Source organism: Enterococcus sp. C76, assembly GCF_040886985.1.
GTDB lineage: Bacteria > Bacillota > Bacilli > Lactobacillales > Enterococcaceae > Enterococcus_B > Enterococcus_B lactis.
In genome coordinates this window covers 20,453-35,291 of record NZ_JBFOEY010000013.1, presented here as the reverse complement: position 1 = coordinate 35,291, position 14,839 = coordinate 20,453, and the positions used below count along the sequence as shown (strand labels likewise).

Sequence of the window (14,839 nt, the reverse complement as noted above, 5' to 3'; positions counted from 1 at the left end):
GGAGGGCATTATGGAATTTAAAATTCGTTACACTATGAGAAGAGTAATTACTTTAGTGTTGTTTTTGTTCCTTTTTCTTTTTACAAGAGGAACTGCAGTTCAGGCTTTAGAAAAAGTTGATCCGTATGCAATCAAAGAAAATAATAATTTAGTGTTGTATCATGACAGTGATTCATTAAAAAGTATCACAGTAACAGGAATTAATGGATATAAAATTTGTGACGAATACAAACAAAAGAAAGAGAAGACAGTTTGTTGGTCGAAAGTAAGTGATTTAAAAAGTACGTCAAAGATTGTAGCGCATTATAGAAAGGTAGGTACTTATCTCGGGAAAGAAGTTGATTGTGATGTGACTTTTTCTCAATTTAATGTTCAAGCTGGAATAAATGAACCAGGTTATTTTAAAACTATTAGTGGAACTAAATACTATAATTATTTGCAGATAGATCAGAACATTTATCGTGGTTATTTCATGCAGTCAATCCGAGCCATGAATGTTCAATTTGACTTTAATTATTCAGGAGCAAATACCAAAGTGAACTTTGGTATGCCACAAAATGAAGTAAACTCTATTGTAAAAAATAAGGGAATTAATTTAGCTAATACTTATTTGTCTATGTATAGCTTAAATGGACAATATCAGCAACGAGTTTCCTGGTTTGATGATAATAATCAATCGGTTGGGGAACGCAATATTGATATGCGCGAGTTTGTCGGTTATGAAAAAATGGGGCAATTACTGTATTATGTGACGAATGATACAGCGTGTGGCGAATATAATGCGCCTGTTCAATCAGCGAATAAGTTGTGTTCCAAAGTAATTGGAGGAAGATCTGAAAAAAACTATAGTTCCAATGATCACTTTGCAGATGTAGTTGGTTCAGATACGTATCATCGAAGTGGAGTTTGTTTTTCTATTCAAGGTACGTCTCCTACGTTTATGGTTGGATCAAATGTTAATAGTATGATGTTTAGCTTTGATACTGCATTGCTATGGACACCACAACCATCGAAGCCTACAAAAGAAGTGTTTAACAAAGCTAATACTGAAGAGGCAGCACACAATATTGACAAAAAAGTGATTCCACAAGGATCAGATGTTTACTATCATATTCACCAAAAGTTTGATGCATTAACAGTCAACACAATGAACAAATACAAATCATTTAAAATCACTGATACCTTTGACAGCAAAAATTTTGATATGGTATCGGATGGGAAAAACTATGATGGCGCATTGTGGTATGTTGAAGCGAATGGTACTTGGAAAAAAGCTGATACAGGAGGAAAATTAACTGTATCAGGTAATACAGTCACTTATACTGCTTCTGACAGCTTTTTAGCTAACGCTGCAAATTATGGTAGGGATTATATTTTGCAGCTCCATATGAAAGCAAAAAATGATGCAAAAGGAATTGCACCAAATGTGGCTACTGTAACGTTTAACAATGATCCGAACAAAGGAACACAAAAAACAAATACAGTAGAAAACTATTTCTCTCTTAAACCAAATAAAAAAGTGGAACAAGATGGGAAAGATGTTGATGGTCGAAATGATGGTAAAAAAGGAACGCCTACAGCTCCTTTAAATGCAGGATCTGAAGTACAATATCTAGTCACACAAAAATGGCATACAAAAGGTGTAGACATTGCGTCAGATCATTACAAGCAATTTAGTATTCAAGATCCAGTGGAAGCTCGTTTGACGTATAAAGAAGGTTCTGCGCGAGTGATAGATATGAGTACAGGAAAAGATATTACTTCAGAAGGTACACTAACCTATGATAGCAATTCAAGAACGCTGAAGTGGGAAGCTTCCGCTGATTTCTTAAGTAAAAATCTTTTAGATGGACGAGAAATTCAACTGATATTTACAGCTAAAACTCCTTTGAATGAAGAATTGGATATCGACAACCAAGCAAAAGTTTCAGTAGAAAGTATTGAGAAAGCAACTAATGTAGTAACGATTGGGGTAAAACCTAACTTACCTCAGATCATTGTGCCAAAAACTGGATCGAATCATTTAGTGCTAACTGTTATTGGAAGTATATTATTTCTTACTTTAGCATCATTGGGCTATGTAGTTTTAAAACTCAAATAAATATAAAAACAAGGCTGAGAATCAGCCTTGTTTTCTTTTATTTGAAGATTGGATTCGCACTAATAAATACATTATCTACGCCAATTCTACCAGCAGAGTCAACTACAAAATTATGACCTAATCCGAGAATACTTTGGTTATTATAAAGTAAATTTGCATTATGGGCAGGGCTATTTTTCCATCCTACCATGGCATCGATAGCACCATCGTCTGATAAAAGGTCATCAATATACAGCCCAGTTTGACTTATGTTTTCTCCCTTAGCACCGTAGCAGCCTAAGCTTTCCAATAAATCTTGGAAAGTACCACCACCAGGGCGATAGTGACTGAAGCTGACTTGTAATTCTTTAGCTCGAATATCTGCAGCCTGTTGAACAATATCATTGAATTGCATTGGGGCAACACCATTTTGTTGTCGATAATCATTTAACCAAGCAAGTTCTTTTTGACGCATAAAGTTACGTAATTCGTCTAATGAAATCTTTTTATATTTGAATGTGATTGTTTTATTTTGATCGACGTTATTAATGGATCGTTGGCCGTTTTTATCCACGGTAACGGTAGGATCGTCATTTCTGCACAAGAAATAATTTTGATCAGTCATATTTTTCCAAGGAGTAGAGAAGCTATCCCCTTCGTATACTGTTTTTGATTCACTAGAGAGAACAGCGTTGGTATCAGCATTTACATGATTAACAGTCACATTAAATTTACGAGTGTAGTTGAAAATATAATTTTGACTTTCAGTCACATTGTTTAAGGTTACTGAATTTGTTGGTTCTACCCGATCGTCTAAAACATATCCTTGAATAGAAGGAGCAGTTAAAGTGACACTGTCACCGTGAGTGACATTGACTATCTGTTCTTTCAAAATATTAACTCGTCCTTCATTTTTGTAGTTGTTATTGCACAACAAATTGATTTGATGCACTTGATTATAATTGAATGTGATCGTTGTATTACCTGTGATTGTTTTGCTTTGAGTATCATTACCAATCACTTTGTAGCTAAAATTATCTTTAGCACCTTCGCTATATTTAAATGCTTTTGCCTTAGCAGTGTAAGTAGAACCAGAAGTCACTTTTGCTTGATCTGTAGCAATCACTTGACCTGTTTGATTGTCAATATGGTTAATGGTAACCATATATTCTTTTGGCGTTTCAGGTTTGTGTTGCAACCCTTTAAATGCAGCATCTAGACTATTTTTAGCATTATTTACTTGGGCTTGAGAAGCCTTAGAATCGTCTAGTACTTTTTTAGCATTGGATAAAGCAGTCTGAAAATTATTCCAAGATTCTTCTGTAAAATCTCCTTTAGCAGTTGATTTTACTCGGTTGTATAAAGCTTGTAATTTAGCTTTATTCACAGTAGGTGCTGTTTTTTTCTTTAATCCTTTGTAAGCAGAATCTAATTTATTTTTGGCACTATCCACTTGTTTTTGAGTCGCTTTTGAGTCATTTAACACTTTCTTAGCATTGTTTAAAGCGGTTTGGAATGCGTTCCAGGTATTGTCGGTATAGTCACCTTTTTTCGTTCCCTTAACGCTCGTATAAAGAGCTTCTAGAGCCGATTTATTCACTTTGGGTTTAGAGGTGTCAGCGCCATACCAACCGATACCTTCGTATTTCCAGCCATAGTTTTTGGTTAACCATTGTACTTCTTTCCAACTTGCAGTGTAGTGATGTGAGCCAGATTTTACACCAGGAAGGAAAAGGCGGTAGATCGGTTTATTATTTTTTTCGGCAGAACGCCAGGCAGGCCCTTCATAAGTCCAGCCGTAATTTTTAGTCAACCATTTCACTTCATCCCAACTAGCTGTGTAATGGTGATCACGAAGACCTTTATTGTATAAACGATAGACAAGATGACCACCGCTAGTCGGTGCTTCCCAAGCGGGGCCTTCATAATTCCCCCACTTAATCTTCACTAGGTGATCACGTTCTTTTGTGCTAGAGGTGTAGAAATGTTCATGATTATTTGGATTATAAAGGCGATACATGACGTTCGTTGAAGCAGCGTCAACAGATACAGCGAAACCAAGTGTGGCAGCAAATGTTCCAATAGCTAAAACAGTTTTTGGGTTTAATAATTTCATATTTTCAACTCCTAAAAATTAGTTAAAATCGATTACATGATTATTATATATCGGCAAACCGATATAGTCAATAAAAAATAAGAAAAGCCTGACATAATTTTGGCTTTTCTTATTTTATTTGTTAGTTGAAGTATTAATATCATCGATTTCTTCAGCCAATTTATTTAATTTCATAGCATTTATGAATCTCATGTTGTCTATACTAGAGCGTTTGTTGGCAAGGTCACTGACTGTAGTTAAGGGTACGCCAGATTCTATGGATATAGAACGAACTGATTTACCACTATCAAACAGCAACCATTCGATTTTCTTTTTATCAGCGTACATTGCAATGCTCCCTCTTGATTTTTTCTTTATTATAGCTCTTTTTTGTAATAAATCACAATATCAAGAGAGAAAGTTTTTATAGAAAGGTGGGAAATTATGAGTATCCGTTCCCCGTGTATCAAAATGAGGTTTGTTGCTACTTTCGTTATTTGATATACTAAAATAAAACAACGAAAGAAGGAATAAAATGAAGAAAAAGCAACTATGGTTTGTCTCTATGTTTGCAATATTTTTTATTATTTTAAGTGGATGTTCAAGTAATAAGAAATCGGAAGCTAAAGAAGATAATAGTTTATTGCAACCAGGAACTGTTTGGAAAGAAGAAGTAGGTGGTCTTATTCATAATTTAAAAATTATAGATGATACTACCTGGGAATATTCTGAAAGTGTATGGCATCCAGATCCTGTACAAATAACAGTTAAGAGGCAAAAGGATTATGAAGGTTTAGAAAGATACAAAATAGTAGATTCTGCAGGTATTAGGGAATTTATAAACAAACCTGATTCTTTATTTATTGTTGTTCCCTATGAGAAGGATGGCGTAAAAAAAATAATTTTTCTTGGATCTAGCAAGGATGAGAAGCGAACGAAAGAGAAATTAATTCATGATGGATCAGAGTTAAATAAATACAAATTACAAAAGACTAGCGAGTGATTGCTGGTCTTTTTATTTTTCCTGAAGGAGGAATCACAGTGGCAAAAGCTAAAACGCCATTTGAAAAAGCTGCGTCTAAAATCTTAGAACGTCGTGGTGTTTCTGAAACACAGTGGAAACAAGAAGTCCTTGAAAAAGCACAATTTGACCTATTACGGGGAAAAGATAAGGACTTAGAAGGATATATCTATCAACGCGAACGTGAAAAACTTGTTTTCGATGAAATTATTAAACATTAAAAGGAGCGAACAATCTTATGTTACTGTCAATTACAATGTATTTTTTAACTCAACCGAAAGTAGTAGCTGCGGTTGATATTTTTAGAGCATTACAAACTGCCGCAACTAGTTTGAAAAATAATCTAATGATTTTTGCTGGTGTTGCGGCCGTTGCTTCCATTGTTATTGGGGGGCTTTTCTTCTTATTTGGACGAAGAGGTGCTGAAAACGGGAAGATGCACGTGGGATATGTATTGATGGGGGTAGGAATTATTTTAGCTGCTGCCTCTATTGTGGTTTCGTTATTTGGAATGTTTGGACAAACCCCACAGGGACTATAAAAACAAAATGAAGGAGTAAAAAGTAGCTATGTACTTTTTACTCCTTTTTTTATGAAAGGAGAATACTCATGTACTTTACGATTGCAGGCAATACCAAAACAGATAAAGAGTTAATAAAAAAAGCAACGAAGGAGGTAGGAAAGCGTACTTCTTTTTTACCGAAAACAATTAAATATTCTGTCATTGAAACGGAAGAACAGCTACATGTGTTAGGGAAAGTACTGGAACACGAAAGTCGATCTTCTGTTAAGTTGACTCTCACGTTACATGACACAGAAGGAAAAATAGAGAAAGCTGGTACAGAATACGTTTTTGGCCCACTGGATTATCAAATTTCAGAAGGTTTCTATCCTACCTTGATGGATTTAATCCGCCTTGATGTGTTTAAAGAAACGGATGAAACCATGAGTGTGGAAGAGTCTTATCGAAACGAAAAACTGCTACAAGTTTTAGAAGAAGAGTTAGAGAGCGACCAAAGAAAAGTTAGTCAAGTGAGTGAAGTCGAAGTAAATGATGAAGTACCATGGGAACGACCAATCTTTCCAAAGAAGGAGTCAAAAGAAAAAGAGACAGTCTATGTTGACGAACAAGCTGATATTCCGACTCAGAAATCGATATTTGAGGAAGAGAACGATGTAATGGGTCAATTGGAGGTAGATCCCTTTGAAGAAACAATGGAGGATGAAGAGACGGCCGAAGTAGAAGTTGATCCAGTTGAAGCTAATGAAGAGCCAACATGGACTGAAGGGGATTCTCAGGAATATATTGAACCACTTATCAGTGAAGAAGTAGAGAAAAACGAAACAGAGATACAAAAGGCAACAGTATTTGATTATATTTTGGATCAATATCCGCCAGAGCATGAATGGATGAAAGAAAAAAATAAATTATTTTTAAATGAGCTTTATTCGAAATATCAATTACCCCAAACCTATCAAGCATTTTTAGAGAGTAAAGAAGAATTAATTTCACAGGGTAAAGGCACACTTTTAGAACAGTTAGAGTCTGTTCAATCAACAAATTGGCATGAGCTTGCACAAGAAGATTTATTAGCTACTTTTGAAGAACGCCAACAGGAAACAGATCAAGAAATAAATGAGTATGCGACGGAACAGTCGTCGAATTGGGAGAGAACAAAAGAGGAACTAAATAAAGAAGAACAGCAAGTGATTGAAGAAGAAGTACAAAAAATCAAAGAGCGTTACGAAAAGAAACGCGACAATGCTTATTCCTTGTGTGTAGAAAAGATCAACAATTTTACTAAGACGAATCAAGAAGCGCTATCAAAAGAAAAAGAAAACTTGTTAAAAGAACGTATAAGAGAACGAAAAGAAGAATTTTATCGAGGTTTGCGTACAGATAAGCTAAGGATTAGTAAAGAATTAAATGAGCAACTGAATAAGCTCTATCAAACAACAACTGAAGTTCTTATGGAAAAACATGAGCAGATCCAGCAAGAATTACAAACACAAATTCCAAAATGGAAAAAAGAGTATGAAATTTACCAACAAGAATTGAAAGAACAAGAAGAAAAACAACGGCAAAAAGAAAAAGAGCGTGAACAATTAGAACTAAAAAAACGGGAACAGGATCTTGCGGAACAACAAATGGCGATAGAAAAACAACGGTTAGAGCAAGAAAAGGAAAAAGAAGCAGCTGCTCGTAAGGAACGTCAAGAACAAATGGATACATTGCGACAAGCACAGTTAAATTATCTAGCACAACCTCAACCAGTAGCTCCTGTTCAAACGCCAATGAACAACCAGACAAATCTAACTCCTTCCCCACAGCGTTCCTTTAACGGATGGATGGTGGGATGTATTGCAAGTTTAAGCTTGCTTCTAGGTGGAGGGACAGTATTTGCTTTTAATCATATCAATCAATCTTCACAGGCTGATTCTGTAGCCACAACGGCGTCAATCAAGGAAGAAGCCCAGGAACAAGCAAGAAAAGAGTATGAACAACAATTAGAAGAATTGTTGAATCGTACCAATCAGTCAACAACAGAGTCAAGTATGGAAAACAGTAAAGAGAGTGATTCTAGTAAGACCAAAGAAGGATCAAGCGATTCAACTGTACAATCAAACTCTTCCGAAAGTTCAGAATCAAATGAGGTGAAATAATGCGTGTTAGAGAAACAACGAAACGAAAAGACAAACGATTCAATTTAGAAAAGAATAGGTATCTTTCTCATTTCTATCGCTATACTCCTTCAGGAGAAGAGCTACCAGAAAAACATGACAAACGTATTTCTCAAAAAATTTTTTATAGTGGATTAGCTTATCTTCCTTTAAACTATGTTGTTACAAGAATACCAGAAGCATTTCATCGATTTGAGATTATTCCAGGAAGTTTACAAGGAGTGAATATTTTTCAGTTACAAGAAATGCCGCAGTTATTCCATTTTGATTCAACTGGTTTTTGGAATCCTTTGACCCCAACAACAAGTTTAGGCACACGTTTAGTTGTTTCTACGATTTGTGTTGTTCCAGCTATACTTATGGGATTGAAAATGGACATGTGGTTTCGTCCGCTAGCAGATGGGCAAAAAGGAGATAACCGATTAAAAACGTTAAAGGAAATCCAACAAATTTATCCGCAAATACCAGAATCAAAGGGAGGTTTTCCTGGTTATGGCGGAATACCAATTACTCATTATAAAAAATACTGGTATATTCAGACAGATACAGTAAATACTTGTATTGTTGGTACTTCTCGATCAGGGAAAGGACAGATTGAAGTATTAGCAACCATTGACAATTTGTCGCGTGCAGAAAGACAAAGTTCAATGGTTGTTAACGATCCAAAAACAGAATTATATGTTGCTAGTAAAGATGAACTAGAAGCTAGAGGGTACGATGTGTATGCCTTTAATATCACCGATCCACTGCAATCAATGAGTGATAATCCATTGGCCCTCATCGTGAAATACTGGAAACGAGGAGACATAGATACCGCAACACAGTTAACTAACACTTTCACGAATACGATTTATTATGATGCGAATGCTTCAGATAACAAGTATTTTAACGAAAACGCCCAAAAGGCTGTCAATGCGCTTATTTTTGCGTTGCTGGAACAAGCAGATCAGACAGGAGATTATTCCAAATTAACTCCCAATAATCTCGTTGAGCTTCTTTCTGAGATAGGCGGTTTTAATTATTATCCAGATCCAGACAATGAATTCAAGCAGGTCAATGCCTTAGATGAATTTATGAATCAGTTACCACCTGGAAACATAGCAAAAAAACAATATGGGGCAACGAAAATTGGATCTGATAAAGCGAAGGGAAATATTTTATCAACGGCAATCACGGGATTGAATCCATTTACTCTAACGAAAATTGCAAAGATGACTTCTCAATCAACTATTGATTATAAATCGGTTGGGTTTCCAAAATACTTAGATTTGAAATTACATGAAAGTCTTTTAAATCAACGAGTCGTAGTAGAATTTTATCATAAGGGAAAGAAATTTCATGAAGAACGTGTCAAAGTAGGCTATAAAGGATTTTGTGAAATCAATTTTGATTGTCATTTAGAGCAGGGAGATCATGTTTGCTTAAAATACAATCATCAAGGAAAACAATATGTGGCTTGGTATGAGTTTTCTCAAAAAGTATTGAAAGATGAAGAGGGAAATATCGTTTATCGAAAAAAACGAGGAGAAACTCATTTGCCAGAATGGGAAAAAGAAGCCGTTCTAACATTAGATGAGGATAAAAGTAACTTATTAGTAGAGTCTATTCGGATGCACTATACCGATAAACCAATGGCTATTTTTATGCTCACACCTGATTATGATCCATCGAACCATATCATTGTTAGCATTTTTCTTAGTCAGCTATATAAAGAATTATCTACACAATGTGTTAAGACTAAAGGTGATAAATGCCACCGCAGGATTCACTTTATTTTAGATGAATTTGGGAATATGCCACCAATGGATAATATGGAAGGCATCATGACGGTCACAGCTGGGCGAAACATGTTGTGGGATCTGTTTATTCAATCCATGATGGGACTATTAGAATAGGAGAAACAAACCATCGGTGAGTACAAGATTGCGATATAACGAATACTATAACATGCAAAGTACGTTTGATTGGTTGTATCAAAGAAGTTTAAGCAATGCAATGAAAGGTATTAACTTATACGACATTATTTTGTCGGAAAACAATATCTTACTTGCATATAGGGTAATCAAAACTAATACTGGTTCAAAGACAGCTGGTTGTGACGAACTTACGATTGATAATTACAAATATCAAAATAAAATCCAGTTTATCAATGATATCCGTGAGGATTTACGGAAATACCATCCAGATAAGGTAAAAAGAGTCATGATTCCTAAACCAAATGGAGATAAACGGCCATTAGGAATACCGACTATGCGAGATCGATTAATTCAACAAATGATCCTTCAAGTAATAGAACCTATCTGTGAAGCGAAGTTTTATAAACATTCCTATGGATTTCGTCCAAATCGAGCCACATATCATGCAATAGCTCGTAGTAATTTTCTAATTAACCAAGGTTATCAACACGTCGTAGATATGGATATTAAAGGATTTTTCGATAATGTTAATCATTCAAAGTTGTTGAGTCAGCTATACACCATTGGTGTAATGGATAGAAGAGTTCTTGCTGTAATTAGTAAAATATTAAAATCACCTCTATCAAATGGAACCATTCCTACAAAGGGTACTCCACAAGGAGGGATTTTATCTCCCTTATTGTCTAACGTAGTATTGAATGATTTGGATTGGTGGATAAGTAGCCAATGGGAAGCAATTAAAACACGTAAAAGATTTAGAAATTTACCCTCTAAATTAGGAACTTTACGAACAACGACAAATCTAAAACGTATGTATATAGTCAGATATGCGGACGATTTTAAAATATTTACTCGTGATTTCAAACAAGCTAAAAAAGTATATCATGCAGTAAAAGGATATTTAGAAAATCATTTAAAGCTAAGCATATCACCTGAAAAATCAAAAATTACTAATTTGAGAAAACGAAGTTCGGAATTTCTAGGTTTTGAAATAAAAGCTGTTCCGAAAAGAAATAGATATGTGGCAAATACACATGTATCAAAGAAGAATATAAAGCGAATAAGAAATCAGCTAAAAATCTATATTAAAAAGATTCAATATAATCCAATAAGACGAAGTATTTATGATTACAACACTTACGTGTTGGGCGTTCAGAATTATTATAGATATGCAACACATGTCAATGTTGATTTCTCAAAAGTAGCCTATTCACTCTTATATACGATCAAAAATCGATTAAGTCAGGTAGGTAAATTTGGAGTTCCAAGAGATCCTCCAAAAACTTATCAAAAATTGTATCGTGGAAAATGTAGAACTATAAAAATTGGAAAAGAATATTTATATCCTATAGCAGATATTAAATGGCAGATGGTTTCACAGTTTAATCAAGAAATCTGTAACTATACAGAAAACGGACGGTCAATAACCTTTAACGGACTGAAACAAAAGATTTCTGTAGAATTGAGCAAACTATTAACTATATCTAAGCAAGGTCATAATTTAGAATTTACAGATAATCGTATTTCTAAATATTCTATGCAAAATGGGAAATGTGCGGTTACAGGGGAGTTTTTGAAGGCAGACATGATTCACTGTCACCACATAATTCCAAAATACTTGGGTGGAACGGATGAATTTTCAAATCTAGTAATTATACACCCATGGGTGCATCAATTGATACATTCAAATGATTCAAAGACAATCGATAAGTATTTGTGCTTACTCAAATTAAATAAAAAGCAAATTGAAAAAGTAAACAAATATCGTGAGAAATGTAATTTAACATTCATTTAGTTGGAAATAAAACAAGTTGGAACGCCATATGAGGCGAAAGTCTCACGTACGGTGTGGAGCAGGGGAAAAGTTGGAGAATTCCTGCTGGAATTTCAAAGACTTACCTATTGCTATTGGTAGCCACACAATCAAATTTTAATGCATGTGTAGGAAATAAAAGCCCTGGCGCAAGCTTATTGATCTTAGGACGAGGTGGTTATGCCGCTGCAGGAATTACTGAAGATAGTCCGTATTATACAGGTTGTATGTCAATTATCACTTCTAATAAATTAACCGAATATGATGAATTCGCGATGAAACATTGGGGTGAAGGTGGTAATGATAATGGCACAATTACTGGTGAATGGACGAATCCATTCCCTGGCAGCAGTTTAGATAAAAGTTCCTTCAGCGGTGGTCAATTATTTGGAACAAATCCAGGCGGTGAATTCCGTCCGAATGGCTTCCATGACGGATTAGATTTTGGTTCAGTTGATCATCCAGGAAGTGAAATTCACGCGGTGCATGGAGGAAAAGTCGTGTACGTTGGCAATCCTGGTATTTCAGGTTTAGGTGCATGTGTGATCGTGATTAATTACGACGGTTTGAATATGGTATATCAAGAATTTGCGAATAGTACAGGAAATTCTCGTGTGAAGGTTGGCGATCAAGTGAAAGTTGGTCAAGTAATCGGGATACGAGATACAGCACACTTGCATTTAGGTTTCACTCGAATGGATTGGCGTCAAGCACAAGGACACGCATTCACAGATGATGGTACATGGATCGATCCATTACCATTTTTGAATAGCAGCAAAAAATAGATCAGGAGAAAAAATATGGAAAATAAAACGTTAAAAATCGTCTTAACAGCTGCAATTAGCATTAGTTTAATCGGCAATATCGCGTTGTTTTGGCAGCTGAAAGAGGAACAAGCGACAAATACCTATAAAATTGAAGAAGTGGCTAAAAACGCGTCTGAGAAGCTCAAAAAAAATTCCTCTGAGGCACAGGCGAAGATCGACAAGTTAAATCAAACCATCAATGAGAAAAACCAAGAAATCGATCAGCTGAAGCAACAAGATGGCACAAAAGCAAAAGAGGAAGTAACTGAAGCACAAAGTAAGACGGCAGAAGAGTTTGGTAAATTGGCCATTGATAAATCATTAAGTAGAAATGAATTAACGGAAAAACTAAAAGATGTAGCAACCCAAGAAGTGATCGACAAATTAAGTCCTGCAGACGATGATCACCAACATGATGATTACGGAAGTTACTCCTTTACATTAGGTGACGTGCAAACTTACGCTCAAACAAGCAGTGTAAAAGAGGAACAAAATTTTGTCGTATTTGTTGATTATACAATCGGCAATCCTCAATTCAAAGATGTCAAACCGCAAAAAATAAAAGGTGGATTAACTGTCACTGAAAAACAAGTAGATGGTCAATGGAAAGTCACAGACTTTAGTTATTTCACTCGTTAGGAGGAAGAAAATGAGTAAGAAAAAAGGAGCAAGACAACGTTTTAAAAAACGAAAAAGTTATCTTAGATGGCTGGGAATCTTTATGATTCTCGGCTTTTTGATTCTTGCTAGTCCGATTTACACACATAAAAAGGTAGACATACCAGATGAAGTAAGCACGAACGCATTTTTAAACACGAAAGAACTGACGATGGTTTCAAAAGAAAAAGGAGCGAACCAGCAATTAGTTTTTGAATTTGCGATCGACGATGAAGATCAGAGCTTATTAAAAGAACTAGCTAATCTTAATTATCGTGTAGAAGTAAAGACAGCTAAAGGGGATTATCAAGCAATAAAAGCCAAAGTGATCAAGGTGTTTGATGATTATTTTGTAGTGAAGCTATCACATGTACCAGAAGAATATATCGCCATGCGTTTAACCATTATTCCTGAAAAAATTGATTCAAAGGTGGATATGCAAGAACCGCAAGATCTGATTTTTTATATTCACGAAGATAAGGTCAAAGATCACGTGAAAGACGAAGATTATGAACAACATGCAATCAATTACAAAGTGAAAGGATACAAAAAAGAACAAAAAGCAGCACAAAAACAAATTGAATCCTTCCAAGCAACCATTGATTTGAATGAAGAATTAGTGAAGAAGCTAAAAGATCAGTTGCCTTATCAAGTCGCAGAAGATCAGGAAAATACTGAAAATAAGATTAATAGTTACCAGCAAGAAATTGAAACATCGAAAACGCAAATGAAAGATCAAGAAGAGAGCATCCAAAAACTTCAAGAAAAAATTGATCGTATGACAAAAGAAAATATTTAGAAGAATAGGTGGAGTAAAAGAAATGAAGCGAGCGAACTTGGTCGGCAAAGATACTTTCGCTGAGCAGAAAGTATTGATTAAAGCCTATCTCAAAGTTGTAAAAGCTAAAGAAATATGTCAAGAAGTGAATTTATCTAACACAACAATATCTGAGTTGAAGAATGGTAGAAAGAGTTTAGATACCTTAAAATTCAGATCATTTGAAGCTCTATATATAGCTGCTAAAAAATATTTTACAGCTGATAATAAATAAAAAAATAGGAGGATTTCCATGAATATAAAAGAAACAATTAACTACTTACAAGAATTTGAAGTTAAAATGACTGCACCAGGATTACGAGCTGCCATTAGACGGGGAGAAATCGGAGGAGCATCAAAAAAATCTGAAAAAGGTGAAATAGATATTTCAACTTCAAGCGTACTAGAATATGCATTGAATAAAACACACAATCGATTTGCTATATACAGAGCAGGATACGAAGTAGCAAAAAGGCACTATGAAAATAGCGTCATCCAACATGATTTAAGCAGCAAAAAACTAAACACCTTTTTGTTCGAAGGATCGATTGAAAACCAATATCACTATCTGATAAATAATCCGGTCGAAGGATTTATTCATCTGCTTGTTAAGATCGATTGGGCACATTCTGTTATTCACTTAAAAAATGATTTATCAGAGGGGGGAATGTCCGCAGAATATCGAGTAAACGTATTTATAATTAAAGACATTCTTTCGAAGTTTATGGATAAGTGTTCAAAAGAAGAAATAGAAAATACCAAATTATTTATCTATACAGTTCCTATTAACGAGTATTCAACTAAAAAAGATTTTGTTACTTACAGCTACGATAAAGTAAAAGGTAAGTTCGATTACGGCTTATTAGACGAGAAAGAAATAGTAGAACTTAAAGACGAAACCTTTGCCAATGTAGGAGTAATTTCTAAATAAATATATCTTTTATATCTTTAT

General features: G+C 35.0%; 12 protein-coding genes and 2 pseudogenes. 12 read left to right on the top strand and 2 right to left on the bottom strand.

What is annotated here, in order from left to right; all coding sequences use genetic code 11:
• The first annotated feature begins 10 nt into the window (after window positions 1–10).
• Entirely contained in the window at window positions 11–2,101 is a 2,091-nt protein-coding gene (locus AB3I00_RS13340) for an isopeptide-forming domain-containing fimbrial protein (RefSeq protein WP_368025446.1), read from the top strand.
• 37 nt (window positions 2,102–2,138) lie between these two features.
• Here AB3I00_RS13340 and AB3I00_RS13335 read toward each other — a convergent pair whose 3' ends face one another.
• Entirely contained in the window at window positions 2,139–4,196 is a 2,058-nt protein-coding gene (locus AB3I00_RS13335; RefSeq protein WP_368025445.1) for a CAP domain-containing protein, read from the bottom strand.
• 114 nt (window positions 4,197–4,310) lie between these two features.
• A complete protein-coding gene (locus AB3I00_RS13330) occupies window positions 4,311–4,523 on the bottom strand; it encodes a hypothetical protein (RefSeq protein WP_368025444.1) in 213 nt (70 codons plus the stop codon).
• Window positions 4,524–4,710: 187 nt separating this feature from the next.
• Here AB3I00_RS13330 and AB3I00_RS13325 point away from each other — a divergent pair, with 187 nt between their 5' ends.
• The 11 genes and pseudogenes from AB3I00_RS13325 (at window position 4,711) to AB3I00_RS13275 (ending at window position 14,818) form a co-directional block, all read left to right on the top strand.
• Complete coding sequence (locus AB3I00_RS13325; RefSeq protein WP_002296355.1) at window positions 4,711–5,178, top strand: hypothetical protein; 468 nt, start codon at window positions 4,711–4,713, stop codon at window positions 5,176–5,178.
• Window positions 5,175–5,417 carry a DUF5415 family protein gene (locus tag AB3I00_RS13320; RefSeq protein ID WP_368025443.1) on the top strand — a complete coding sequence of 81 codons (243 nt, stop codon included), beginning with the start codon at window positions 5,175–5,177 and terminating at the stop codon, window positions 5,415–5,417. Before AB3I00_RS13325 ends, AB3I00_RS13320 begins: the two co-directional genes overlap by 4 nt.
• Window positions 5,418–5,434: 17 nt before the next feature.
• Window positions 5,435–5,737 carry a TrbC/VirB2 family protein gene (locus AB3I00_RS13315; RefSeq protein ID WP_070873485.1) on the top strand — a complete coding sequence of 101 codons (303 nt, stop codon included), beginning with the start codon at window positions 5,435–5,437 and terminating at the stop codon, window positions 5,735–5,737.
• A gap of 68 nt (window positions 5,738–5,805) precedes the next feature.
• Window positions 5,806–7,860 (top strand): hypothetical protein, encoded by a 2,055-nt coding sequence (locus AB3I00_RS13310; RefSeq protein WP_368025442.1) that lies wholly within the window; start codon window positions 5,806–5,808, stop codon window positions 7,858–7,860.
• Window positions 7,860–9,752: pseudogene (locus AB3I00_RS13305) on the top strand (VirD4-like conjugal transfer protein, CD1115 family); the annotation flags it as partial. The gene AB3I00_RS13310 and the pseudogene AB3I00_RS13305, both read left to right, overlap by 1 nt.
• A 37-nt stretch (window positions 9,753–9,789) precedes the next feature.
• On the top strand, window positions 9,790–11,589 hold the full coding sequence (ltrA, locus tag AB3I00_RS13300; protein WP_368025441.1) for a group II intron reverse transcriptase/maturase: 1,800 nt from the start codon (window positions 9,790–9,792) through the stop codon (window positions 11,587–11,589).
• Window positions 11,590–11,702: 113 nt separating this feature from the next.
• Window positions 11,703–12,392: pseudogene (locus AB3I00_RS13295) on the top strand (M23 family metallopeptidase); the annotation flags it as partial.
• Between the two features lie 15 nt (window positions 12,393–12,407).
• Window positions 12,408–13,052, top strand: a complete 645-nt coding sequence (locus tag AB3I00_RS13290) for a hypothetical protein (RefSeq protein WP_368025440.1) — start codon at window positions 12,408–12,410, stop codon at window positions 13,050–13,052.
• A 10-nt stretch (window positions 13,053–13,062) separates the two neighbouring features.
• Window positions 13,063–13,869, top strand: coding sequence for a hypothetical protein (locus tag AB3I00_RS13285; protein WP_368025439.1), 807 nt, complete (start codon window positions 13,063–13,065; stop codon window positions 13,867–13,869).
• Between the two features lie 22 nt (window positions 13,870–13,891).
• Complete coding sequence (locus AB3I00_RS13280; RefSeq protein ID WP_002333394.1) at window positions 13,892–14,122, top strand: hypothetical protein; 231 nt, start codon at window positions 13,892–13,894, stop codon at window positions 14,120–14,122.
• 18 nt (window positions 14,123–14,140) lie between these two features.
• Entirely contained in the window at window positions 14,141–14,818 is a 678-nt protein-coding gene (locus tag AB3I00_RS13275) for a hypothetical protein (RefSeq protein WP_002318173.1), read from the top strand.
• The last annotated feature ends 21 nt before the right edge of the window (window positions 14,819–14,839 follow it).

What these genes read in the sequence shown, in the direction of transcription:
- AB3I00_RS13275 (WP_002318173.1), top strand. Translation starts at nt 14,141, where the DNA reads ATGAATATAAAAGAAACAATTAACTACTTACAAGAATTTGAAGTTAAA.
- AB3I00_RS13315 (WP_070873485.1), top strand. Translation starts at nt 5,435, where the DNA reads ATGTTACTGTCAATTACAATGTATTTTTTAACTCAACCGAAAGTAGTA.
- AB3I00_RS13280 (WP_002333394.1), top strand. Translation starts at nt 13,892, where the DNA reads ATGAAGCGAGCGAACTTGGTCGGCAAAGATACTTTCGCTGAGCAGAAA.
- AB3I00_RS13330 (WP_368025444.1), bottom strand. Translation starts at nt 4,523, where the DNA reads ATGTACGCTGATAAAAAGAAAATCGAATGGTTGCTGTTTGATAGTGGT.
- AB3I00_RS13325 (WP_002296355.1), top strand. Translation starts at nt 4,711, where the DNA reads ATGAAGAAAAAGCAACTATGGTTTGTCTCTATGTTTGCAATATTTTTT.
- AB3I00_RS13290 (WP_368025440.1), top strand. Translation starts at nt 12,408, where the DNA reads ATGGAAAATAAAACGTTAAAAATCGTCTTAACAGCTGCAATTAGCATT.
- AB3I00_RS13310 (WP_368025442.1), top strand. Translation starts at nt 5,806, where the DNA reads ATGTACTTTACGATTGCAGGCAATACCAAAACAGATAAAGAGTTAATA.
- AB3I00_RS13285 (WP_368025439.1), top strand. Translation starts at nt 13,063, where the DNA reads ATGAGTAAGAAAAAAGGAGCAAGACAACGTTTTAAAAAACGAAAAAGT.
- AB3I00_RS13340 (WP_368025446.1), top strand. Translation starts at nt 11, where the DNA reads ATGGAATTTAAAATTCGTTACACTATGAGAAGAGTAATTACTTTAGTG.
- AB3I00_RS13335 (WP_368025445.1), bottom strand. Translation starts at nt 4,196, where the DNA reads ATGAAATTATTAAACCCAAAAACTGTTTTAGCTATTGGAACATTTGCT.